We start from the raw sequence: 21,828 nt of genomic DNA, 5'->3' as shown, positions 1-21,828 counted from the left end.
ATCCGGTCCTCGCCGGCGACCGGTAAAAAAAGGGCCGACGACCGCAGAGGGCCGACGACCACAGCCGCTAGACCGCCTCGATCGACTCGATCAGCCGACACTTCCGGCAGACCTCGCGGCTCGTCGTCGAGCCACACTCGGCGCACTCGCCGAGGTCGGCGTCGTCGTCGTCACCGTCCTCGCGATAGCGGTCGGCGACGATCCCCGCGATCTCCTCGTAGCCGGCCATGATCGAGTGACGCGTGCCCGGGTGAGACTCCTCGAGCTCGTGGAGGATAGACTTGATCTCGCCGCGATAGGCCTCCGCGGCGTGTGGACACTCGGCCATGTGCGATGGGAGATCGCGAAGGTGACAGTAGAGTGCGACCTCCTTCTCGGGGACGTCCCGGAGCGGCTTCGCGCGCGGAACGAAGTGGTCCGATTCGGCACGGGCGTCCGGCTCCGGCTCGTCGGCCGGTCCCGAGTCCCGATCGCCGAAGGGCCCGAGCGAGGCGTCGAAGTGTTTGGCGATCTGGCGGACGTCCCCCTCGAGGACGTTCATCAGCGCCGTCTGCGCCTCGTCGTCGAGGTTGTGGCCGGTCAGGAGCTTGTCGGCGTCGAGCTCCTCGGCGTACCGCTCGAGGAGGTCGCGCCGGAACACGCCGCAGTAGGCGCAGGCAGCCATGTTTTCCGGGTCGGTCTCGACGACGTCGTCCATCTCGACGCCGAACTCCTCGGCGTAGGAGACCACCTCGTGGTGCATCCCGAGGTCGTCGGTCAGCTCGCGACAGGCAGCGAGGCTCTCGTCGCGGTAGCCCTCGATCCCCTCGTGGATCGTCAGGCCGAGGAGCTCGACGCGGGGGTCCTGACCGAACGTCTCCTCGAGGATCGTCGCGAGAACGACGCTGTCCTTGCCGCCGGAGAGGCCGATCACCCATCGATCGGGGTCGTCCGGGGTGGCGTCCGGAGCGAGCAGGCCGTCCTCGCGAACGCGTCGTCGGACGCGCTTCTCGACCGACCGGCGAAAGTGCTCCCCACAGAGATGGGCCCCGGAGTAGGCCGCGTGGGTCACCGCGTCGGCGCCGCACTTGTCACAGTCCATCGCGCGTGAGTTGTCGACCGGAGGGGATACGGGTTTCGGGCTGAACGCACACCGGACTCGGACCGCGCCGCACACCGGACGGGCCGAGCAGTTCCGGTTTCGGGACGGTTTTGCGCTCGGTTCGTCCGCCGCCCGTCGGACGCCGACGGCGACGTTTTTTACGTTCGGACCGCACAGGGCACGGTAAATGGGACTCAGGTGTCTGCTCGGACACGACTTCGGGGAGCCGGAACTCGAGCGTGAGCGCGAGGAGGAGGGGGAACAGGTCGTCGTGACCGTCCGCGAGGTGAAGCGGTGTGACCGCTGCGGCGAGTCGCAGATCGTCAGCGAGAACACCGAGGTGACCTCCCTTGACCGGCTCACCGAGGAGGCGGATCGCGTCGATCGGGAGGAGACGCCCGCCGACGCGGGAGCCGGCGATGCGGTCGAGACGCCCCGGTCCGGTCGAAACGACGAGCCGGACGCCGCGGTGACCGTCGACGAGGAGGAAACGGCCGGATCGCCGACCGAATCGAGCACGGGCGTCGGAACCGGATCGACGGCGGACGACGCGGAGATCATCGGCACGACCACCCGCGACACCGCCGCCGGGACGGAGACCGACGTGGCGAACGCCGACGCGATCGAACCGAGCGAGAACTCGCCGACGGACGACCACGGGATCACGGTCGAAGGGGACGGCTCCGCGGAGGTCGACGTCGATCCCGATGCTGGCGGCGGGGAACCACCGATCGCGGACCCGATCGAAACCACCTCGTCGGACGAGGATCCGGGCGACGCGGGCCCGGACGACGGTGCCGAACTGATCGGCGCCGACGAGCCCGACGACGACCCGGATGGCGGGACGAGCGCCGCCGACGAGACGCCAGGAGCGACGGCGACGCGATCGGACGCGTCAACGGACGATCCGGACGCCGCCGACGGCGTGACCGACGACGGCGTCATCCTCGACGCCGACGCCGGCGACACGGGCGAGGCTCCGACACGGAAGCACGGGGAGTGGCCCGCGGAGGATTCCGCGCGGACGAGCGCGGATGAATCGTCGATCGAGGGGACCAATGGGGCCGAAACGTCCGAGACGCCCGACGCAGCTGGCGAGACCCGATCCGGAGCCTCCGGCGACGCGTCCGGCGAGGACGCGAACGGAACCGCAGCCGACCTGCACACCGGCCACGGCGAGTGGCCGGAGCAGCGCGGCGAGGACGAGGGATTCAATGCGAACCCCGACCCGGACGCCGGCGACCCCGTCGAGTCCGCGGTCTCCTTCGAGGGCGGGTTGACACCGGAGGCAGACGACCCGGCCGACTACGAGGAGGCGACTGACGTGCTCGATCGCTCTGCGGGGGCAGACGCCGCCGTCGTGTCGGGGCCCCCGGACGAGGGCGGAGGAAGCATCGACGTCGAGGACCCGGGTATCACCGCGGTGCGCGAGGCCGACGTCGCGGCCGAGCCGGAGGAATCGGCGACCGAATACTTCTGTCCGGAGTGCGACCTCGTCCAGCCGGCGGGCCGGAGTTCGATGCGGGCTGGCGACATCTGTCCCGAGTGCAAGCGTGGCTACATCGCGGAACGGCCAACCTCGAAGTCGGCCTAACCTCGCGGTGTGTTCCGACGTTCCGAGGGTCCCGGTTCGCCGTGCATCACGTTCGCCGTGCACCACGTTCGGGAGCCGCTCACGCGCGTCGCTCGTGACGAAACTGGTTTACCGCCCGCTTTCGAACGTCGCGGCAATGAAGGAGTACAAAATGCGCCGCGGCGAGTACCTCGAGGAGCGAATGCCGGATCTGAAGGGATCGATCGAGGAGTACTTCGGCACGGTCTCGGGCACGGAAGAGGTCAACGGCCACGAGCTATACGTCGTTGAGGAACCGGAGAATCCGGTCTTCGAACGGATAGTCGCCGGCGCGGCGAGCTACGACGGCAAGAAGGACAAACTCGCAGTCCACTTCGAAGAGCGGCCCGCCGAGGAGGTCATCGCCGACGGGGACGCGGAGGCAGCCGCCGATGCGGTCGACGCGAAGAACGACTTTCTCCTCGAGGCGACCGGCCGCGACGCCAAGTCCCGCCGTGACTCGATGAAACGGGCCGTCGAGGACGAGTCGCCCGACTACTGACGGGAGCCGACCTGCCGATCGCGGATCGCCACGGAGCGATCCGAAACGACCGCTGCGTGCTCGTTATCCTCTCATCGTTTCTGAGCGTCCGCCGTTTCCGGTACCGCCGTGATCAGAAACCGGCTCAGAATCCACGATAGCTATCCCTCGCCGGATCTGAGTCGGTTTCACCGCTCCGGAAAGCGGGCGCTTAAGTAGCTCCGTTCGGAAGGGTGGGTACGATGGCGAACGGTAAGTACGCGGCCCGCAAGCTCAAACAGGACCGGCAGAAGCGGCGCTGGTCCGACTCCGAGTACGCTCGACGAGAGCGCGGGCTCAAAAAGAAGTCAGACCCGCTCGAGGGCGCGCCGCAGGGCCGCGGCATCGTCCTGGAGAAGGTCGGTATCGAAGCCAAACAGCCCAACTCCGCGATCCGGAAGTGCGTCCGGGTCCAGCTCATCAAGAACGGCAAGCAGGTCACGGCGTTCTGTCCGGGCGACGGCGCGATCTCCTTCATCGACGAGCACGACGAGGTCACGATCGCCGGGATCGGCGGCGCGAAGGGTCGCGCGATGGGCGACCTCTCCGGCGTCAACTACAAGGTCGAGAAGGTCAACGGCGTCTCGATGATCGAACTGGTTCGCGGCAACGCGGAGAAGCCCGTCCGATGAGCGAGAGCGACGACGCGGAGGCGGCCGAGGCACAGACGCCCGAGCCAGACGCGCCCGCCGACAGCGATGCTGCCACCGAGAACGCCCTGCTGTTCGGCGTCTGGGACGTCTCGGAGATCGCCTACAGCGACCCCTCCACGAAGCGGTACCTCAACGTGACGCCGATCGCCCACACGATGGGCCGTCACGCCTCCAAGCAGTTCCAGAAGTCGGAGATATCGCTCGTCGAGCGGCTCATCAACCGGCTGATGCAGAACGAGGAGAACACCGGCAAGAAACAGCAGGCCACGCGGATCGTCCGTGACGCCTTCGATCTCGTCCACGAGCGGACCGACGAGAACCCGGTGCAGGTCCTCGTGACGGCCGTCGAGAACGCGGCCCCGCGTGAGGAGACCGTCCGCCTGAAGTACGGCGGCATCTCGGTCCCGAAAGCCGTCGACGTCGCGCCCCAGCGCCGCGTCGACCAGGCCCTCAAGTTCATCGCCGACGGCGTCGAGTCGGCGACGTACAAATCCACCACCACGGCCGCCGAGGCGCTGGCCAGCCAGCTCACCGGCGCGGCCGACTACGACGTCGAGACGTACGCGATCTCCCAGAAGGAGGAGCGCGAACGCGTCGCGGCCGCGGCCCGCTAAACCGGCCCGCACCTTCTATCTCCCGTTCTCCGCCCGGATCAGCGCGGCGCTCGGCGATCCGAACGTCGAGGTCACCAACCGGCACTTGAGCTTGAGAGCTGCCTCTCCAAGACACTTGAAAGCCTCTAGACCGCGTACGCTCGCGTCGCGTCGACCAACGCCTTCCGATAGTCGCTTTCGGAGGGGTTCGGTCCGAGCGCGAGGAATCGACGCTTGAAGTCCGGAACGTCGATCGCGGGTGCATCGCTGCCGGCCGCCCGTGCGAGGTCGTACAGCCGGTGGTCGCGGTCGGCGAGGCCGTGACGCTCGACCAGCGCGAGGGCGAACGCGGCGTTGACCGCCGTTATTTCAGGGTCGGCCCCGGGCGTGACCGGCGTCGATCCCGGGCGTGGCGGGACCGGTCGGTCCGCAATCGCGCCCGCAAGGGTCGACTCCAGGAATCCGAGGAGCTTGTCCGCCGGCGCGACCGAGAGCGTGATGTCGTCGGCGTAGATGTCCTTCATGTGATTCGCGATCTGATAACAGTGAGTGAGTTTGCGACGCTCGATCGACTCGCCGGCGAGTCCGAGATAGAGCGCCTCCTCGGTGGACTGGGTGTGTGACGGGTGCGACTCCTCGTGACGAACCATGTGGGCGAACTCGTGAATCGCCAACTCGCGGGCCATCGCGCTCGTCGCCGCCCGCCGCGAGATGTTGAGCACGTGGTGGTCCGGATAGTGGGCGGCCCACGTGCGCTCGTCGGGGTTCTCACGGACGCGAACCCGAACCGGGTCCGCCACCGTGAACTCCGTCTCGAAGAGGTCGGCCGCGCTCAGGAACGGGTCGGGAGCGACGTCGCCGTGTACTCGGAGGTCCATGCGTATCAGTATCACGGCCTACCGCCCTAAAGCGCTTTCGTGGTATCCGAGCCGTCGAGAAGACGGTTGTGAACCGCCGGTTTCGGTCTCGGACCGCGACGTCCCCGTCGAGCTTCCGCAGGGTTCGTTCCGCATCCTTCCCGTGGGTCGGATCAACACGAAACGTACCGAAACGGGCCGAGACGTCCGTCTCCGGCCGACGTGAAACACTACCCTTTTGACCCCGCTGGCGGTACAACGCATCATAATGGGCCGACGCAAGAAAATCGTCCAGGAATGTGAACGGCTGATGGACAATCCGGAGCACATCCGGAACATCGCCATCGCCGCTCACGTCGACCACGGGAAGACGACGCTCTCGGACAACCTCCTCGCCGGGGCGGGGATGATCTCCGAGGACACGGCAGGCGAGCAGCTCGCGATGGACACGAAGGAGGACGAACAGGAACGCGGGATCACGATCGACGCGGCGAACGTCTCGATGACCCACGAGTACGACGACACCAACCACCTCATCAACCTCATCGACACGCCGGGCCACGTCGACTTCGGCGGCGACGTCACCCGTGCGATGCGCGCGGTCGACGGCGCGCTGGTGGTCGTGGACGCCGTCGAGGGCGCGATGCCCCAGACGGAGACGGTCCTTCGGCAGGCCCTACGCGAGGGCGTCAAGCCGACCCTGTTCATCAACAAGGTCGACCGCCTCATCTCCGAGCTCCAGGAGGGCCCCCAGGAGATGCAGGAGCGCCTGCTCGCGGTCATCAGCGACGTCAACGAGCTCATCCGCGGGATGGCGGAGAACATGGACGACATCCCGGAGGACTGGACGGTTTCCGTCGAGGACGGGACCGTCGGCTTCGGCTCCGCGCTGTACAAGTGGGGCGTCTCGATGCCCTCGATGCAGCGGACCGGGATGGACTTCGGCGACATCATCGACCTGGAGCGGGCCGACAAGCGCGAGGAGCTCCACGAGCGGACGCCGCTTTCGGACGTCGTGCTCGACATGGTCTGTGAGCACTTCCCGAACCCGGTCGACGCCCAGCCCCGCCGTGTCCCGCGCATCTGGCGCGGCGACCCGGACTCCGCCCTCGCGGAGTCAATGCAGCTCGTCGACGAGGACGGCGAGGTCGTCTTCATGGTCACCGACATCTCGATGGACCCGCACGCCGGCGAGATCGCGACCGGCCGCGTCTTCTCCGGTACCCTCGAGAAGGGGCAGGAGCTGTACGTCTCCGGGACGGCCGGCAAGAACCGCCTCCAGAGCGTCGGCCTCTTCATGGGGTCGGAACGCGAGGAAGTGGAACGCGTTCCCGCCGGCAACATCGCTTCGGTCACCGGCCTGCGCGACGCGATCGCCGGTTCCACGGTCTCCTCGGTGGAGATGACGCCGTTCGAGTCGATCGAACACATCTCCGAGCCGGTCATCACGAAGTCCGTCGAGGCGAAGAACATGGACGACCTGCCGAAGCTCATCGAGACGCTCCAGCAGGTCGCCAAGGAGGATCCGACCATCCAGATCGAGATCAACGAGGACACCGGCGAGCACCTGATCAGCGGACAGGGCGAGCTGCACCTCGAGGTCATCACCCAGCGGATCCGCGACAACCAGGGCATCCCGGTCATCACGGGCGAACCGATCGTCGTCTACCGCGAACAGCCCCAGGAGGAGTCCCGCGAGGTCGAGGGGCAGTCGCCGAACCGACACAACAAGTTCTACATCACGGTCGAGCCGATGGACCAGGACATCGTCGACGCGATCCAGCTCGGCGAGGTCTCGATGGACATGCCCGAACTGGAGCGCCGTGAGGCGCTGCAGGAGGCCGGAATGGACAAGGACACCTCCCAGAACGTGGAGGACATCCACCGGACCAACATCCTCATCGACGACACGAAGGGTATCCAACACCTCAACGAGACGATGGAGCTCGTTCTCGAGGGGCTCCAGGAGGCCCTCGACGACGGCCCGCTCGCCGCCGAGCCGGTCCAGGGCGCGCTGTTCCGCCTCCACGACGCCAAGCTCCACGAGGACACGATCCACCGCGGTCCGGCACAGGTCATCCCGGCGGTGCGCGACGCGGTTCACCGTGCGCTCATCGACGGCGAGGTCCGCCTGCTCGAGCCGATCCAGGACGTCCGGATCGACGTCCCCTCCGAGCACATGGGCGCCGCCTCCGGCGAGATCCAGGGCCGCCGCGGCCGCGTCGACGACATGTACCAGGAGGGCGACCTGATGGTCGTCGAGGGCATCGCGCCGGTCGAGGAGATGATCGGCTTCTCGAGCGACATCCGCTCGGCCACCGAGGGCCGCGCCTCCTGGAACACGGAGAACGCCGGCTTCCGCGTGCTCGTCGACAACCTCCAGCGCGAGAAGATCATGGAGATTCGCGAGCGCAAGGGAATGAAGCTCGAGCTGCCGCAGTCGATCGACTACATCTAACGACGCACCGGCACGCGCCGGTCACCGCGGTCTCCGTTCGCGGACCTTTTTCGGTTCGATGAGGGTCGGCGTCGCGTTCGCCGCCGAGAGCCATCAGTCGGCGGACCGTCGACCGAGGCCGGCGCGGGTGGAAGCGGCTGCCGTGAGGAAGCGGCTGCCGTGAGGAAGCGGCTGCCGTGAGGAAGCGGCTGCCGTGAGGAAACGGCTGCCGGAACGAAGCGGGCGCCGGAACCTAAACGCTGTAGTGTGTCGACCGCGTTTACCCGACCGTGCAAACGATCGACTCACATCCGATCCGCTTCGGCGAACTGGCCGGGCCCCTCGTCCACGGGTCCCTGTTCTTCGATTGGGAGCTGATCTCGACACAGGAGATCACCGGGGCGCTCGGACACCGGTTCCAGGACATCGTCGCGGCCGACGGGATCCCCTACGCACCCGTCGTCGCCAGCACCTCGGTCCACCGCTATCCGACCTTCGAGGACACGGTCTCGGTCGAGACCGTTCCCGTAGACGTCGGCAACTCGAGCGTCGAACTCGTCTACGAGATGACCGACGGCGACGGCGAGCCGGTGGCGACCGGGCGGATCACGCACGTCACGATCGCGCCCGAGGGCGGCGCGCTCGAGCTACCGGACGCGACGCGGGAGGCCTTCGCGGACCGGCTCGTCGACCGGGACCCGGCCGTCGGTCCCGACGCGCCGAGGATGAAAGCCGACGGAGCCGGCGACGGTGCGGCGGCGGAGGCGGCGGACGCGCTCCCGAGCTTCAGCGCGTCGTTCCCGATTCGAAGCCCCCACATCGAGGGGTCGGAGCTGGCGTACTTCGAGGAGTATCCGAGCTTCGCCGACGCCGCGCTCGAGGCGTTCCTGGAGGACGCGGGAACGAGCCGCGCCGCGTTGAGCGGGGACCGACAGCCGTTCCGGCTCGCGGACTGGCGCTGGGAGTTCACGTCACCGGTACCCTTCGAGTCCACCCTGCAGGTCGAGTCGGACGTCCGCGCGGTCGACGACCGTGCGGTCCGCATCGAACACACCCTGCTCAGCGACGGCACGCCGAGCATCGAGGGCGTCACGGAGTACGGCTGCTTCGACCGCTCGGGGGAGCGCGTCGCGTTCGAAGCCGACGCCCTCGAGCCGTTCCGATCCGCCTAGCCGTCTCCGCCGCGGACGCTGACGCGTTCTCGCGGCCTTCGATCGCGAGACGCCACGATCAACCCATATGCCAACTCGGCACAAACCGCCAGACGGCGCCAGATCGGCCGTAGTCCGTATCGAAACCGTTTTAGTGGAATCACACGAAAACATCCTCACAGAGCGCCTTAGCGCGTGATTACCCCATGAGTGACAAACCGCACCAGAATCTGGCCATTATCGGCCACGTCGACCACGGCAAGAGTACGCTCGTGGGCCGACTCCTCTACGAGACGGGGAGCGTCCCCGAGCACGTCATCGAGCAGCACCGCGAGGAAGCCGAAGAGAAGGGCAAGGGCGGGTTCGAGTTCGCCTACGTGATGGACAACCTCGCCGAGGAGCGCGAGCGTGGCGTCACGATCGACATCGCCCACCAGGAGTTCGACACGGACCAGTACTACTTCACCATCGTCGACTGTCCGGGTCACCGTGACTTCGTGAAGAACATGATCACGGGCGCCTCCCAGGCCGACAACGCCGTCCTCGTCGTCGCGGCTGACGACGGCGTCGCGCCCCAGACACGCGAGCACGTCTTCCTGGCCCGCACGCTGGGCATCAACGAGCTCATCATCGGCGTGAACAAGATGGACCTCGTCGACTACGAGGAGTCCACGTACAAGGAGGTCAAGTCCGAGGTTCAGGACCTGCTCAACCAGGTTCGCTTCAACGCGGACGACGCCAAGTACATCCCGATCTCGGCGTTCGAGGGCGACAACATCGCCGACGAGTCCGAGAACACGGACTGGTACGACGGCGAGATCCTCCTTGAGGCCCTCAACAACCTGCCGGAGTCCGAGCCGCCGACGGACGCGCCGCTGCGGCTTCCGATCCAGGACGTCTACACGATCTCCGGCATCGGGACCGTCCCGGTCGGACGGATCGAGACCGGCGTCCTCAACACGGGCGACAACGTCTCCTTCCAGCCGTCGGACGTCGGCGGCGAGGTGAAGACGGTCGAGATGCACCACGAGGAAGTGCCGAAGGCCGAGCCCGGCGACAACGTCGGGTTCAACGTCCGCGGCATCGGCAAGGACGACATCCGCCGCGGCGACGTCTGTGGCCCCGCGGACGACCCGCCGACGGTCGCCGAGACCTTCCAGGCCCAGGTCGTCGTGATGCAGCACCCGAGCGTCATCACCGCCGGGTACACGCCGGTCTTCCACGCCCACACGGCGCAGGTCGCGTGTACGATCGAGTCGATCGACCAGAAGATCGACCCGTCCTCGGGCGAAGTCGCCGAGGAGAACCCGGACTTCATCAAGTCCGGCGACGCCGCAGTCGTCACCGTACGTCCGCAAAAGCCCCTCAGCATCGAGCCGTCCGGCGAGATTCCGGAGCTCGGCAGCTTCGCCATCCGTGACATGGGTCAGACCATCGCGGCCGGCAAGGTGCTGGACGTCAACGAGCGATAATCGATGCAGCAGGCACGCGTCCGCCTCGCCGGCACCCGCCCCGAGGACCTCGACGACATCTGCGACGACGTCCGCGAGATCGCGGACTCGACGGGAGTCTCCCTGTCGGGTCCGATCCCGCTGCCGACGAAGACGCTGGAGATCCCGTCCCGAAAGTCGCCGGACGGAGAAGGCACGGCGACGTGGGAACACTGGGAAATGCGCGTTCACAAGCGTCTGATCGACATCGACGCGGACGAGCGGGCGCTTCGCCAGCTGATGCGCATCCAGGTGCCGAACGACGTCAGCATCGAGATCGTACTCGAGGACTAGCGCTAGGGCGCATTCTCGCGCGCCGCAGTTTCTTTCGTTTTTCGCGTCGACCAGCGGCGCGACCGGCGTGACGGCGGTCACGTTGCTCGTCCGATCGGTGGCCCGTACCACGGAGCCCGCGAAAAGTAAGGTACAAGTACGGCGGTCGGCTGAGTATTGATGTCGGCGGGCTCGTAGATCAGTGGCAGATCGCTTCCTTCGCAAGGAAGAGGCCCGGGGTTCAAATCCCCGCGAGTCCACTCCTTCACTCACTTCGTTCGTTCAGTCGTTCCCTCGCGTGCCCCCGTTCGCTTCGCTCACGGGGACCCCGCGAGTCCATCGGAGCGACCGAGTTTTCGAGGGAACGAGAATGCCGGGTGGAGATTTGAACCCGACCGGTCGCACACAGCGAGCACGTCCGGTTTCGGTTCAAATCACCGCGAGTCCATTCGGCTCGCTTCGCTCGCCTCGTTCCCTCGCGTGGTCCCCCTCGCTCCCGACGGTCGCTCGCGGGACCCCCGCGAGTCCGTTTTTCAACGCGGTGAGGAAACGTCAAGCAGAGCGTTCGCGATAGCGAACGCGGATGTGAATACTGGCCGTCACGGACAACGATCGAAGCATATCGTCTGGGTTCGGTTCGAACCACCGGGTGTCGAGCATCCTTCGGAAGCGAGAGCCGATAGCATCAATAATTCGGAAGCGGCGCTGGCCCACCGCGCTCCCGGAACTCCACCTCGTCGGCGAGGTCTCGCATAAACGGATGGACGGTGTTCGCCATAAATATCACCGGCTGGTTCGTCGCAAGCAGTCGATCGAGGACCTCGCTTGCGCTCGTTGCATCGGTATCGTGCTCCGTCGCTGGAACGGACACGCGTTGCGCGAAGACGCCGGTATACGACCCACCGACGTGAACGCTGTCGATGAGGTCGCGGTCGGCGAGGATGTTGATGTACTCGACGAACGATGCAGTCCGACCACGGCGGTCGTGACGAAGGAACACGAACGGACAGACCAGCTCAGCGTCGTCACCCGTGCCGACCAACTGCCGGCGGAACAGTTCGGTACTCTCGATTTCGTTGACTTTGGCTCCGTTAAACACGCGACCTCCCGGTAGCTCGGTCCATTCCGGCTGGATGTCATCGAGCATCGTCTGGAGTTCAGCATCCGGCAAGGGTGGTTCGTCAAGATAGTCCAGAATGTGATTCAGTGCGTGGACCGTCTCGGCGCCGATGAGGTCACGATGACGGTCGGGGACGTCCACCTGTTCGATCGTGGCCCCTCGTGCTTCGATTTCCTCCGTGAGGTACTCGTGAATGACGCCGTGTTGCTCGCCGTTGATGACGTGACACCCCTCCGGTACCGATCTGGCGAACGAGCGAGCGATCGTTTGCCGTCGCTTGCCGAGCGTGTCGTTGTGGTCCTGACGAACGTTACAGAAAACCAGGATATCGGGTCTGAGAAACTGTTCGTTGACCATCCGCATCGTGTATTCGGTGATCGCCTGGTTCTCCATAATGATGGCATCATCAGGCATCGTACTCGCAAGCTGGGGCACGAACTCCTGAACGAGATTGATGTTCTCGTACAGCGTCACGCGTGGTCCGCGCCGCTGGATCGCGGTCATTCGGCCGTTGGTGTAGGAGGTCGGCCGGTCACCGGTGATCTTCGTATACGTATCGTAGCCCCGCTCGTGTAGAATCTCGCCGAACCGCTTGGCGGTCGATGATTTTCCTCGAATGCCCGAAACGCCGATCCGTACGTCCGCATCTGCAAGGAGTTGTCGGTGTTTCTTCCCCCTGGTGAAAAACGAGCGGACACCGTCCATCACACCGGCACTCGGAAGCAGTTTCCCGCCGTAGGACAACCGACTACGTTCAAACCATCCCATTATCCGTCACCTCCGGAGAGAACCGATGCCGAAAGGATGTCCTCGTCATCAGGTTTCGGGATCCGCAATCGGTACGCAATGCCGAGACAGACCAGAATGACGGCGCTTCCGATGAGCAGATGGACCGTGGTGAATTCCTGGAGGACGCCGCGACGGAAGGGATCGATAAAGACCCGGAGAAGCAGCAGCATTCCGAGAAACACCGCAACGGCCAGGAACGGTTGCTGGCGGCGTTCCAGCGGTGGTGTCACGTGGACGGCGTAGGCATCGACGCCAGCGATGACGCCGACGAACAATGCCGAGAACCCTCGGATGATCGGCAGTTGCGTGGCGAATCCAAGCGCGGCCAGCGTCCCGATCCCACACCCGATACTGATGAGGACGCGACCGTAGAGCAGCGTCGTACGGTGGACGATCCAGACTGCAACGAGCGAGACGACGAACGAGAGGAGAAACAGGACCAGCAGCCAGCGGCTGACGAGCGAGAAGAGTGCTATCAGAGCCATCGAGATGATACCGATCCGGATGCCGAACTCCCGACGGACGAGTTCCGAGAGCGCCATTCCGACCACGAAGAACAGCACGATGTCCGTTCGAATCGCAATGTTCGGAGCCAGGAAGCCCTCGACGACTGACCCGGTGAGGACGGCGATATCCGACGTCCGTGCGAACAGGACCAGCGGCGTCGCATCACCGAGGAGGCGCGCAGTCCACGGGTTGATCAGAACCGCCCCGAGAAGGATGAGACCGACTATGAGCCCGGCAGTGTATCGTAGATCCTGCCGTCGGTACTCGGGCTTCGTCTGTGCGACGTTGTAGGCCGCGAGTCCGGGGAGAATGCTGCCGACGAACACGAGCGGATTGACTTCGAGGAACGCGGGGTAGATCGTCAAGAGGAGGAAGTAGCCGGCGATCGGAACCAGCGACCCGGCTGCGAGCGCGACGAGAAATTCGTCCCGGCCGTACACGAGCGTACGCTCTTTAGCTTGCCAGAGGATGAGGTAGGCGACGACGGTACTGACGACGAACACCGGAAGCGTCGTGAAGTCTTTGAGAGCGTATACGACCAGCGTCGGGATGAGTATCGAACCGCCGAGCCGGAGGCCCTTGGTCTGTGTGACAGCAGCGGTCAGGAAAAACCCGAGTACCGATAAGGTGCTGGCAACGATCACAACTCGATACGACTGGCTACCGGTGTTGGGTGAATAAAGGTTGTTGTTATTCTAGTGACACTACTTCCGGTTCGATCCGTCCGGGGTTGATTCCCTCGACCCTCGGTGACCAACGTGTCGTCACTCGATCAGGTGGCCGCGGCACCTCCCTCCTCCATCCCTGAGTCGAGTGAGCGGAGCAAACGATGGTCCGCAGATGGGTCGAAGATGGTGATTGGCGCCGATGGTTGCTCACCGTGCGCCGCGACATCCGCCACGGAGCCGGCTACACTCGGCGCTGCGGGTCCGGACGCAGACGTTTCGGTCGGCGTACTCCTCCTCGACGATCTCCTCGAGGAGGTCGAGCTCGCGCTGTCCGTGCTGATCGCTGGCGAGGAAGTAGGGGCCGAGCCGCTGTTCCACGACGCGACGACCACAGAGACCCTCCGCCTGTAGCGACCGAACGGCCTCGCGGATCGCCGCCGCCGACGGGGTCGGTTCGAACTCGAAGTCCGCACCCCGCTCGCTCGAGAGCCGCTCAAGCAGCCGTTTCGTGTCGATCATACCGGAGCAACGGGCCTGGCATACTTCAATGATGACCCGAACCCGTTCGAGACGAGGTCGTGATCGCCGGATAGCGTGGAATCTTTTCGTCCGGACCGGGTCGGCCGTCGTGACGAAACCGGTCGTCACTTCGGCTCGACGTCGATCGGGAGCGACTCGCGGTCGGCTTCGCGGCGGCGGAACGCGTGCACCAGCCGGAGCGCGATCGCGTAGGCGATCACGGCGAAGACGACGGCGAGGACCAGGTTCCCCACCCAGAGCCGGAGCAGGTGGTGTGACCCCGCGATCGGGGTGAACGTACCCACGGCGTCCGTGGGGATCGGACCGAGCAGGCGCCGACCCAGCCAGTAGCTCGTCCCGTAGACGCCCCACTTCACGGCCGGGTTGAGGACGATGACCGACGCGAACAGGGCGATCTTGCTCAGCTGCTTGAAGAGGTACGCCAGCGCGAGGAAGACGGCGACGCCGAACCCCAGCGTCGGCAGGGCGGTGATGAAGACGCCGAGGCTGAAGCTGAACGCGACCTCCCGCGGCGAGTGGTCCTCGATGAAGGCGGCCTCCAGCCGCGACCGTACCCGATCGCGGGCGTCGGCGACCCGTCCCCGAATCATCACCGTCCCGTACCGTGGGTGTCCGTATCAATGCTTCGGCGCGGACGGCGGAATGCTTCGGCGCGGACGGCGGACGGGAACACGTGGGATGTCAGGCCGTCGCCGTGAGTGCCACCGAAACGCCGATGACTCCGTCGATGGACCGCTCGGCGGCGCCGAGGACGACGGCCACGACGACCAGGAGGGTAACCAACACCACGCCGGCAAGCAGGACGGCGATGAGCTTCTTCGAACTGGCCCGAGTATCCGCGATCATCGGTCTCGTCCGAACGAGGCGGCGCATCCGACATATACCTTCGGCCGAGAGGGTGAAAGGGTCGCACCGGCGCGGGGATGGCGGAACCGGCCGCAGCAGTCGGCTCGTTCGGTGCGAACCGCTTCCTCGATCCGCTCCGTCACACGCCGTACTCGGCCTCGTCGGGATCCTCGACGACCTCCACGCCGCGGTTGTTGACCGCGTAGGGGTCGACGCCGACCTCCTGGAGGAACTGCTTGTAGAGCCGCTCGGCGGTCTCGCCGTCCTTCTGGTTATCCGAGGCGCGGTCACAGAGCTTGATCAGCGTCTCGGGGACGTCGTTCGTGTGGACGATCCAGTGGTTGATCAGGTCGGAGAGCCGCCGGATCGGCGAGGTGAAGTGGCCGTAGATGTCGAAGTTGAGCGCGTGGTGGCCGCCGAAGGGGTCGTTCATGTACTTGGCGCGCGGCATCACCTTGAGGACGGCCCGCTGGATCTTGTTGAGCTGGCGGTCGGGCGACTGCTCGAGGGCGGCGTTGACGGCCTTTCGCGGATCGTCCCAGGAGGATCCCGGGATCGACACGGAGTCGAGCTCCTGGATCTCCCGCAGCGCGTCGTTCCACTGGTCAGGGGTCGGCTGCGGGTGGACGCGGTACATCGCCTCGACGCCGCGGTCCCACATCAGCGTGTGCGTGACGGCCTTGTTCGCCTTGAGCATCGACTCCTCGATGATCGTGTGCGCCCGGTCGCGGCGGGGGTTCAACACGAGCGAGCCGTCCGCCTTGCGCTGTTCGTGCATCCGGTCGGCCAGCTCGAACGCGAGCACGTTCTCGTCGTGCAACGGCGCGTCCTCGTCCTCGAGGCGGTTCTCACACTCCGAGTAGGTGAGCCGCTCGTCGGAGTTGATGACGGACTTGTAGATGTCGACGTCCTCGAAGGAGAGCGTCTCGTCGTCGATCTCCATCTCGACGGTGTGGGCGAGCCGGTCCTCCTGGGGGACGAGCGAACAGACCGTCTCCGCGAGGATCGGCGGCAGCATATGAACCGTATAACCGGGGAGGTAGACCGTGTTACACCGCTTGACGGCTTCCTCCCACATCGACGTCTCGGGGGTCACGTAGTGGGTGACGTCGGCGATGTGGACCCACAGCCGGTAGGCGTCCTCCTCGCGTCGGATCGAGATGGCGTCGTCGAAGTCCTGCGCATCGACCGGGTCGGTCGTCCAGGTCGTCAGATCCCGGAGGTCCTCGCGCTCGTCGATCTCCGCCTGGATCTCCGATCCGACGTCCTCCGTGCGGGCTTTTGCCTCCGAGAGGACCTCGGCGGGGAACTCGTCGCGGATCCCGAACTCCTCGAAGAGCTCCTCGCGTTTGTTCGCCATGTGCCGGGCCAACTCCTCCGTGACCCGAACGGGCCCCTCCTCGTCGTCCGACTCCGACTGCGCGTCCGGTGACATACGCGACACAACGCGTGTCGGGTAGAAAGGCGTGTCGGGGTCGGTGGCGCGGGGTGGGTCGGGTCGCCGATCCCGGACGGACCGAACGCCGGTTTCGAATGGGGACGATTTATGCGCGTGCCCGCCGCACCCGATGGTATGCAGGTGAAATCCCGCCACCACCTCCGAAGCGACGCCATCGACGAGATCCGGGCGGCGCTGGCCGACGGGCTCGGCGTCGAGATCGACGGGGACGCCTTCGAGCTCGTCGAGCTGACCGACTCCGCGTTCGACCTCGTGCTCGTCGACGGGGAGCCGCTGGTGTTCTACACCGACGAGGAACCGTTCGTGACGGTTCGCGGCGCCAACGAGACCAACCCCGACTCCGGGGTCGTCACGGTCGACGCGGGCGCGATCTCGTTCGTCTCGAACGGGGCGGACGTGATGCGACCGGGGATCGTCGAGGCCGATCCCGACGTCGAGGCCGGCGACCTGGTCGCGATCGCCGAGGAGACCCACGGGAAGGTGCTCGCGATCGGCCGCGCGCTCGTCGACGGCCCGGAGATGGTCGGCGAGGAGGGAAAGGTCGTCGAGTCGGTCCACCACGTCGGGGACGATCTCTACGAGTTCGAACCCTAATCCGGGACACGGCCCGGACCGTCACACCTTTGCGCAGGGGGAACAGTTATATGGCCGATGGAGTACCTGGAACGGCGGGTCACGCTCGTCGACGAGCGGATCGAGGAGGTCCTCGCGGCGGTCGATCCCCCGGAGCTCGCCGACGAACTCGAACACGTCGTTCTCGCGGGCGGCAAGCGGGTGCGGCCGGCGGTGACGATCCTCGCCTGCGAGGCCGTCGGCGGCGACCCGGACGCAGCGGTCGATTTCGCCGCCGGGATCGAGCTCGTGCACAACGCCTCGCTGGTCATCGACGACATCATCGACCGCTCGGACGTCAGGCGCGGGACGCCCTCAGCGTGGGCCGAATACGGCTACGGCCCGGCGATCGTCGCCTCCGACGGCCTGCTCGGCGAGGCGTTCGCGCTGTTCTCGTCGAACGAACGGGCGATGGGGATCGTCGCGGAGGCGATGGTCGAGCTCGGCGAGGGCGAGGCCACGGAGCTCGTCGATCGCCCGACCGACGAGGCGGAATACAAGACGCTCGCGCGTCGCAAGACCGGCGCGCTGTTCCGCGCGGCGGCCGAGCTCGGCGCCGTCGCCGCCGAGGCAGACCCCTTCGTCGTCGAGTCGTTCGGCGAGTACGCCGAGCGCGTCGGCGTCGCCTTCCAGATGCGCGACGACGTTCTCGACACGACGGCCGACCCCGACTCGCTGGGCAAGCCGACCGGCCAGGACGCCGAGATGGACCGCCCGTCGGTGGTGCAGGTCACCCGACTCAGTCCCGCGGAGGCGACCCAGGAGGCGCGTGCGCAGTCCGACGCCGCCCTCGAGGCGCTCGATGCGACCGATCTCCCCGACACCGAGGCGATGCAGTACCTCCGCGACCTCGCCGAGTTCGTGGTCGTCCGCGAGCGATAGACGAGCCGCCGGCGTCGACCGAGCGGCCGCGAGTGTACCACGTTCGTGAATATCTACTTGGTTTTTAATATCGATATATTCATACATACGCATTTACGATCGACTCTATGAACCGTGCAGAGAAGGCAGCCCTCCAGCTGCAGGCGGTCGCCGTGCTCCGGATGTTGAAACGCCCCCGGACCTACGACGAGCTGGCCGAGACGACGGGCCTGCCGGCGGGGGACCTGAACCGCTACGTCAACGGACACGTCCTCCCGGGTCCCGACCGCGCCCGCGAGATCGTCAACGGCGTCGGCCACGACGCCCTCGCGGACGAGCTGCAGTCGCGGATCGCCTTCGACGAGGAGGGCTACGTCGACAACTCGGCCGTCGTCTTCGATCAGTCGTTTCTGGATCTGGTCGCGCCGGTGGCCGCCGAATCGTTCGCCTTCGAGACGCCGGACGTGGTCCTGACGGCCGCGACGGACGGAATCACCCTCGGCGCGGCGATGGCGTCCTTCTTCGACGCCCGGCTCGCGTACGCGAAGAAGTCGAAGGAAACCGCCGTCGAGGAGTTCATCGAATCCCGACAGCGGCTCGCGTCCGGCATCGAGCTGACCTACTACCTGCCGGCCAGCGCGATCGACGCCGGGGAGACCGTCCTCATCGTCGACGACCTCATCCGGTCGGGCGAGACCCAGGAGCTGCTGTTGGACATCGCGCTCCAGGCCGACGCCGAGGTCACCGGCGTCTTCGCGCTCATCGCGGTCGGCGAGGAGGGACTCGACCGCGCCCGCGGGATCACCGACGCGCCGGTGGGGGCGCTCGAGACGGTCGAGTAGTCCGAGTCACTCACCTGCTTCGAGCGTCTCGCAGTGGTTTCACCGTCGTTGTATCCACGTCCGTGATCAACACTATCAGTAACCCTTATAATCCAACCGTGAGAGACGCACAATCATCCAATGGGACTCACGGAAACGCTCGCCGACCGGTTCGACGTCGCGGCACGGGGCTCCGACGTCAAGACGGAACTGATCGCGGGGATCACCACGTTCCTCGCGATGTCGTACATCATCGTCGTCAACCCGTTCATTCTGGCGGAGGCGATCCAGATACCCGGGTACGAGTTCTTCGAGGTCGTCCAGATGATCGCGATCGCGACGGTCCTCGCCTCCGCGGCCGCGACGCTGGTGATGGCGCTGTACGCCAACCGGCCGTTCGGCCTCGCGCCCGGCATGGGGCTCAACGCCTTCTTCGCGTTCTCGGTCGTCCTCGGGCTCGGCATCCCGTGGCAGACGGCGCTCGCGGCGGTGTTCGTCGAGGGCGTGGTCTTCATGCTGCTCACGCTCGTCGGAGCGCGCAAGTACGTGATCCAGCTCTTCCCGGAGCCGGTCAAGCGTGCGGTCGGCGCCGGGATCGGGCTGTTCCTGCTGTTCATCGGGCTCCAGGAGCTGCAGATCGTCGTCCCCGACGAGGCGACGCTCGTCACCCTCGGCGGCGTCTTCGGCAATCCGTGGGCGATCCTCGGCGTCTTCGGACTCGTTCTTACCTTCGCCCTGTGGGCCCGCGGTATCACCGGATCGATCGTCCTCGGGATCCTCGCGACGTCGCTGGTCGGCTGGGGCCTGACGTTCGCCGGTGCCTTCGAACGCGGCGCCATCACGCCCGAGACGTTGCCCGCAGCGCAGTACGACATCACGCCGCTTGCGGGCGCGTTCGTGGACGGATTCGCCGAGATCGAACCGCTCACCTTCGTGTTGGTCGTGTTCACCTTCTTCTTCGTCGACTTCTTCGACACCGCCGGCACGCTGATCGGCGTTTCGCAGTACGGCGACTTCCTCGACGAGGACGGCGACCTTCCCGAGATGGACAAGCCGCTGATGGCCGACGCGGTCGGAACAACGGTCGGCGCGATGGTCGGCACCTCGACGGTGACCACCTACATCGAGTCCTCAACCGGCGTCGAGGAGGGCGGTCGAACCGGACTCACCGCACTCGTCGTCGCGCTCTGCTTTCTGGCGTCCCTCGTGGTGATCCCCGTCGTCGCCGCGATTCCCGGATACGCCTCCTTCATCGCGCTGGTCGTCGTCGGCGTGATGATGCTGCAGGGGCTCACCGAGGTCGACTGGAGCGATCCCGCGTGGACCGTCTCGGCGGGGCTCACGGTCACCGTGATGCCGTTCGCCTACTCGATCGCCGACGGCCTGGCCGCCGGCATCGTCGCCTACCCGATCATCAAGCTCGCCGTCGGCGAGCCCGGCGACGTCTCGCCCGGACAGTACGTCCTCGCCGTCCTGGTGGCCGCCTACTACGTCCTCCAGACGAGCGGCGTGATCCTCTAGGCCCGGACGAACGACCGGATCAGCGCAGTCTCCGCCACTATCCTCGCGCTCGATCCCGACCCGCGCCCGTGGGCCTGCGGAACACACACACCACGACCTTAATTTGCTGGCGCACGTATCCTTCGTCGATGTCGAACATCATCCTCTACGAACTCGAAGGGTGTCCGTACTGCGCGAAGGTCAAGGAGAAGCTCGCCGACCTCGATCTGAAGTACGAATCGCGGATGGTGCCGCAGTCGCACGCCGAGCGCGAGGAGGTCGAGGCGGTAAGCGGACAGACCGGCGTGCCCGTGCTCGTCGACGAGGACCACGACGTCGAGGGAATGCCGGAAAGCGACGACATCGTCGAGTATCTCGAAGAGACGTACGGCGCGGCGGCCTGAACCGGACGATCGGTCCGGTCGGCCGAACGGGGAACGAAAACCGCAACGCGAGCGCTTCAGGCCTCGGCCGGCTTCTCGGCGCGCTCCTCGATCAGCTCGCGGATCGCGTCGGGGTCGTTCATCTCCGCGAGCTCCTCACAGGAGACGAGCCCGGTGCCGTCGACCCGCTCGCGCTTTCGGCGGTTCTCGGTGAAGTAGACGGACCGCGTTTGTGCGACCGTCCCGATCGAGGACATGATGCGGGCGCGCTTCTCGGCCGCCTCGGTGAACGGCGAGTGGCCGGTGAGCACGCGCATCTCCGGGCGGTCGTCCTCGGACTCCGAGACCGCCTTGAACGGCGCCCGCGAGGTCGGATGAACGGTGAACCCGGCCGCGGTGAGCACGTGGAGGACGTGCTCGTCGTCGGGGTCGGCGTCCGGCGGGGACGGCGTCGGGTCGGCCTCGCGAACGTCCTCGGCGCCCTCCAGCACCTCGACGGGACTCGAGAACGGTTGGTCGAACAGCTCCTCGAGCTGGATCGCGACCTCGACGGAGGCGTTCATCCCGTCCTCGTACTTCGAAACGGTCCGGCGGGAGACGCCCAGCTCCGTGGCGAGCCGTCCGAGCGACCAGCCGCGCTCCTCGCGCTCGTCAGCCAGCAGGTCGCCGTCGAGGCTGACGTAGAGGCCGCCCGGGGCCGCGTAGATGAGCGGAGGGACCTCCTCGACGAAGAGGTCGTAGGCCGTGTCGGGGTTGAGCACCGGAACGCCGTGGCGGAAGTAGACGACGCCGGGCTTGAGGTCCTCGTCGCGCGTCCGCATCCCGATCACCATCGGGGTGGCGTCGAGGTACTCCCCGAGCCGGCGCATCTCCGCGCCCGTCTCCGCGTCGAGCGCGTCGATGTTCCCCAGGATCTTCAAGAGCAGTAGGTCCTCGCCGCGCCGGGCCGCGAGGTCGAAGCTCTTCGGGCGGACCGCACAGCGATCGCTGACGAGGAACGAGGCGTCCTCCAGCATCGCCGTGAGGTTGCCGATCAAGGCTGCCCGTGACATATT

Annotated in this window: 22 protein-coding genes and 1 tRNA gene; 14 read left to right on the top strand and 9 right to left on the bottom strand. The window is 66.3% G+C overall.

Annotation, left to right across the window (positions count from 1 at the left end; translation table 11 throughout):
- Positions 1-67: 67 nt before the first annotated feature.
- Positions 68-1,081: a tRNA 2-thiolation protein NcsA gene (gene ncsA, locus CPZ00_RS09665; protein ID WP_096390695.1), complete on the bottom strand. Its 1,014-nt coding sequence runs from the start codon at positions 1,079-1,081 to the stop codon at positions 68-70.
- A gap of 187 nt (positions 1,082-1,268) precedes the next feature.
- Here ncsA and CPZ00_RS09660 point away from each other — a divergent pair, with 187 nt between their 5' ends.
- The 4 genes from CPZ00_RS09660 to CPZ00_RS09645 all read left to right on the top strand — a co-directional run bounded on the left by CPZ00_RS09660 (position 1,269) and on the right by CPZ00_RS09645 (position 4,480).
- A complete protein-coding gene (locus tag CPZ00_RS09660; RefSeq protein ID WP_096390694.1) occupies positions 1,269-2,675 on the top strand; it encodes a DUF7093 family protein in 1,407 nt (468 codons plus the stop codon).
- A gap of 136 nt (positions 2,676-2,811) precedes the next feature.
- Positions 2,812-3,195, top strand: a complete 384-nt coding sequence (locus CPZ00_RS09655; protein ID WP_096390693.1) for a DUF5611 family protein — start codon at positions 2,812-2,814, stop codon at positions 3,193-3,195.
- A 221-nt stretch (positions 3,196-3,416) separates the two neighbouring features.
- Positions 3,417-3,845, top strand: coding sequence for a 30S ribosomal protein S12 (locus CPZ00_RS09650; protein WP_021073582.1), 429 nt, complete (start codon positions 3,417-3,419; stop codon positions 3,843-3,845).
- Positions 3,842-4,480 carry a 30S ribosomal protein S7 gene (locus CPZ00_RS09645; protein ID WP_096390692.1) on the top strand — a complete coding sequence of 213 codons (639 nt, stop codon included), beginning with the start codon at positions 3,842-3,844 and terminating at the stop codon, positions 4,478-4,480. The genes CPZ00_RS09650 and CPZ00_RS09645 overlap by 4 nt, the downstream gene beginning before the upstream one ends.
- A gap of 125 nt (positions 4,481-4,605) precedes the next feature.
- Here CPZ00_RS09645 and CPZ00_RS09640 read toward each other — a convergent pair whose 3' ends face one another.
- Positions 4,606-5,337, bottom strand: a complete 732-nt coding sequence (locus CPZ00_RS09640) for a DUF5781 family protein (protein WP_096390691.1) — start codon at positions 5,335-5,337, stop codon at positions 4,606-4,608.
- Positions 5,338-5,584: 247 nt separating this feature from the next.
- Here CPZ00_RS09640 and CPZ00_RS09635 point away from each other — a divergent pair, with 247 nt between their 5' ends.
- The 5 genes from CPZ00_RS09635 (at position 5,585) to CPZ00_RS09615 (ending at position 10,927) form a co-directional block, all read left to right on the top strand.
- The gene (locus CPZ00_RS09635) at positions 5,585-7,774 is read left to right on the top strand and encodes an elongation factor EF-2 (RefSeq protein WP_096390690.1); all 2,190 of its coding nucleotides are present in this window, start codon (positions 5,585-5,587) and stop codon (positions 7,772-7,774) included.
- A 269-nt stretch (positions 7,775-8,043) separates the two neighbouring features.
- Positions 8,044-8,925: a thioesterase family protein gene (locus CPZ00_RS09630; protein WP_096390689.1), complete on the top strand. Its 882-nt coding sequence runs from the start codon at positions 8,044-8,046 to the stop codon at positions 8,923-8,925.
- Between the two features lie 185 nt (positions 8,926-9,110).
- Positions 9,111-10,376 carry a translation elongation factor EF-1 subunit alpha gene (gene tuf, locus CPZ00_RS09625; protein WP_096390688.1) on the top strand — a complete coding sequence of 422 codons (1,266 nt, stop codon included), beginning with the start codon at positions 9,111-9,113 and terminating at the stop codon, positions 10,374-10,376.
- A gap of 3 nt (positions 10,377-10,379) precedes the next feature.
- Positions 10,380-10,688, top strand: a complete 309-nt coding sequence (gene rpsJ, locus CPZ00_RS09620; protein ID WP_021073576.1) for a 30S ribosomal protein S10 — start codon at positions 10,380-10,382, stop codon at positions 10,686-10,688.
- A gap of 167 nt (positions 10,689-10,855) precedes the next feature.
- A tRNA-Ala gene (locus CPZ00_RS09615) sits at positions 10,856-10,927 on the top strand.
- Between the two features lie 425 nt (positions 10,928-11,352).
- On the opposite strand, the gene CPZ00_RS09610 is transcribed toward CPZ00_RS09615, so the two are convergent.
- The 6 genes from CPZ00_RS09610 to CPZ00_RS09585 form a co-directional block, all read right to left on the bottom strand.
- On the bottom strand, positions 11,353-12,492 hold the full coding sequence (locus tag CPZ00_RS09610) for a Mur ligase (protein ID WP_233255066.1): 1,140 nt from the start codon (positions 12,490-12,492) through the stop codon (positions 11,353-11,355).
- A gap of 62 nt (positions 12,493-12,554) precedes the next feature.
- Positions 12,555-13,727: a poly-gamma-glutamate biosynthesis protein PgsC/CapC gene (locus tag CPZ00_RS09605; RefSeq protein WP_096390686.1), complete on the bottom strand. Its 1,173-nt coding sequence runs from the start codon at positions 13,725-13,727 to the stop codon at positions 12,555-12,557.
- Between the two features lie 231 nt (positions 13,728-13,958).
- Positions 13,959-14,270: a hypothetical protein gene (locus tag CPZ00_RS09600; RefSeq protein WP_096390685.1), complete on the bottom strand. Its 312-nt coding sequence runs from the start codon at positions 14,268-14,270 to the stop codon at positions 13,959-13,961.
- Positions 14,271-14,395: 125 nt separating this feature from the next.
- Positions 14,396-14,881 (bottom strand): DUF2062 domain-containing protein, encoded by a 486-nt coding sequence (locus CPZ00_RS09595; RefSeq protein WP_096390684.1) that lies wholly within the window; start codon positions 14,879-14,881, stop codon positions 14,396-14,398.
- A 91-nt stretch (positions 14,882-14,972) separates the two neighbouring features.
- Positions 14,973-15,137 carry a hypothetical protein gene (locus CPZ00_RS09590; protein ID WP_157744219.1) on the bottom strand — a complete coding sequence of 55 codons (165 nt, stop codon included), beginning with the start codon at positions 15,135-15,137 and terminating at the stop codon, positions 14,973-14,975.
- Between the two features lie 139 nt (positions 15,138-15,276).
- Entirely contained in the window at positions 15,277-16,572 is a 1,296-nt protein-coding gene (locus CPZ00_RS09585) for a ribonuclease catalytic domain-containing protein (RefSeq protein ID WP_096390682.1), read from the bottom strand.
- 138 nt (positions 16,573-16,710) lie between these two features.
- Here CPZ00_RS09585 and CPZ00_RS09580 point away from each other — a divergent pair, with 138 nt between their 5' ends.
- The 5 genes from CPZ00_RS09580 (at position 16,711) to CPZ00_RS09560 (ending at position 20,794) form a co-directional block, all read left to right on the top strand.
- Positions 16,711-17,190: an RNA-binding protein gene (locus CPZ00_RS09580; protein ID WP_096390681.1), complete on the top strand. Its 480-nt coding sequence runs from the start codon at positions 16,711-16,713 to the stop codon at positions 17,188-17,190.
- Between the two features lie 57 nt (positions 17,191-17,247).
- The gene (locus CPZ00_RS09575) at positions 17,248-18,090 is read left to right on the top strand and encodes a polyprenyl synthetase family protein (RefSeq protein ID WP_096390680.1); all 843 of its coding nucleotides are present in this window, start codon (positions 17,248-17,250) and stop codon (positions 18,088-18,090) included.
- A 107-nt stretch (positions 18,091-18,197) separates the two neighbouring features.
- Entirely contained in the window at positions 18,198-18,911 is a 714-nt protein-coding gene (locus CPZ00_RS09570; protein ID WP_096390679.1) for a phosphoribosyltransferase family protein, read from the top strand.
- Positions 18,912-19,031: 120 nt separating this feature from the next.
- Entirely contained in the window at positions 19,032-20,411 is a 1,380-nt protein-coding gene (locus CPZ00_RS09565; protein WP_096390678.1) for an NCS2 family permease, read from the top strand.
- 128 nt (positions 20,412-20,539) lie between these two features.
- A complete protein-coding gene (locus CPZ00_RS09560) occupies positions 20,540-20,794 on the top strand; it encodes a glutathione S-transferase N-terminal domain-containing protein (protein WP_096390677.1) in 255 nt (84 codons plus the stop codon).
- Positions 20,795-20,850: 56 nt separating this feature from the next.
- Here CPZ00_RS09560 and CPZ00_RS09555 read toward each other — a convergent pair whose 3' ends face one another.
- A complete protein-coding gene (locus CPZ00_RS09555; protein ID WP_096390676.1) occupies positions 20,851-21,825 on the bottom strand; it encodes a transcriptional regulator in 975 nt (324 codons plus the stop codon).
- Positions 21,826-21,828 lie beyond the last annotated feature (3 nt).

Origin of the sequence: Halopenitus persicus (assembly GCF_002355635.1) — an archaeon.
Taxonomy (GTDB): Archaea; Halobacteriota; Halobacteria; order Halobacteriales; family Haloferacaceae; genus Halopenitus; species Halopenitus persicus_A.
This window is presented reverse-complemented; position numbering and strand designations above follow the sequence as displayed.

Bases quoted from the DNA above. Each gene is read 5' to 3' on its own strand.
- CPZ00_RS09565 (WP_096390678.1), top strand. From the start codon at position 19,032: ATGGGACTCACGGAAACGCTCGCCGACCGGTTCGACGTCGCGGCACGG.
- CPZ00_RS09560 (WP_096390677.1), top strand. From the start codon at position 20,540: ATGTCGAACATCATCCTCTACGAACTCGAAGGGTGTCCGTACTGCGCG.
- CPZ00_RS09590 (WP_157744219.1), bottom strand. From the start codon at position 15,137: ATGATCGCGGATACTCGGGCCAGTTCGAAGAAGCTCATCGCCGTCCTG.
- CPZ00_RS09635 (WP_096390690.1), top strand. From the start codon at position 5,585: ATGGGCCGACGCAAGAAAATCGTCCAGGAATGTGAACGGCTGATGGAC.
- CPZ00_RS09555 (WP_096390676.1), bottom strand. From the start codon at position 21,825: ATGTCACGGGCAGCCTTGATCGGCAACCTCACGGCGATGCTGGAGGAC.
- CPZ00_RS09610 (WP_233255066.1), bottom strand. From the start codon at position 12,492: ATGGACGGTGTCCGCTCGTTTTTCACCAGGGGGAAGAAACACCGACAA.
- CPZ00_RS09585 (WP_096390682.1), bottom strand. From the start codon at position 16,572: ATGTCACCGGACGCGCAGTCGGAGTCGGACGACGAGGAGGGGCCCGTT.
- CPZ00_RS09655 (WP_096390693.1), top strand. From the start codon at position 2,812: ATGAAGGAGTACAAAATGCGCCGCGGCGAGTACCTCGAGGAGCGAATG.
- CPZ00_RS09580 (WP_096390681.1), top strand. From the start codon at position 16,711: ATGCAGGTGAAATCCCGCCACCACCTCCGAAGCGACGCCATCGACGAG.
- CPZ00_RS09600 (WP_096390685.1), bottom strand. From the start codon at position 14,270: ATGATCGACACGAAACGGCTGCTTGAGCGGCTCTCGAGCGAGCGGGGT.
- CPZ00_RS09660 (WP_096390694.1), top strand. From the start codon at position 1,269: ATGGGACTCAGGTGTCTGCTCGGACACGACTTCGGGGAGCCGGAACTC.
- CPZ00_RS09570 (WP_096390679.1), top strand. From the start codon at position 18,198: ATGAACCGTGCAGAGAAGGCAGCCCTCCAGCTGCAGGCGGTCGCCGTG.
- CPZ00_RS09595 (WP_096390684.1), bottom strand. From the start codon at position 14,881: ATGATTCGGGGACGGGTCGCCGACGCCCGCGATCGGGTACGGTCGCGG.
- tuf (WP_096390688.1), top strand. From the start codon at position 9,111: ATGAGTGACAAACCGCACCAGAATCTGGCCATTATCGGCCACGTCGAC.
- CPZ00_RS09575 (WP_096390680.1), top strand. From the start codon at position 17,248: ATGGAGTACCTGGAACGGCGGGTCACGCTCGTCGACGAGCGGATCGAG.
- CPZ00_RS09650 (WP_021073582.1), top strand. From the start codon at position 3,417: ATGGCGAACGGTAAGTACGCGGCCCGCAAGCTCAAACAGGACCGGCAG.
- ncsA (WP_096390695.1), bottom strand. From the start codon at position 1,081: ATGGACTGTGACAAGTGCGGCGCCGACGCGGTGACCCACGCGGCCTAC.
- CPZ00_RS09645 (WP_096390692.1), top strand. From the start codon at position 3,842: ATGAGCGAGAGCGACGACGCGGAGGCGGCCGAGGCACAGACGCCCGAG.
- rpsJ (WP_021073576.1), top strand. From the start codon at position 10,380: ATGCAGCAGGCACGCGTCCGCCTCGCCGGCACCCGCCCCGAGGACCTC.
- CPZ00_RS09640 (WP_096390691.1), bottom strand. From the start codon at position 5,337: ATGGACCTCCGAGTACACGGCGACGTCGCTCCCGACCCGTTCCTGAGC.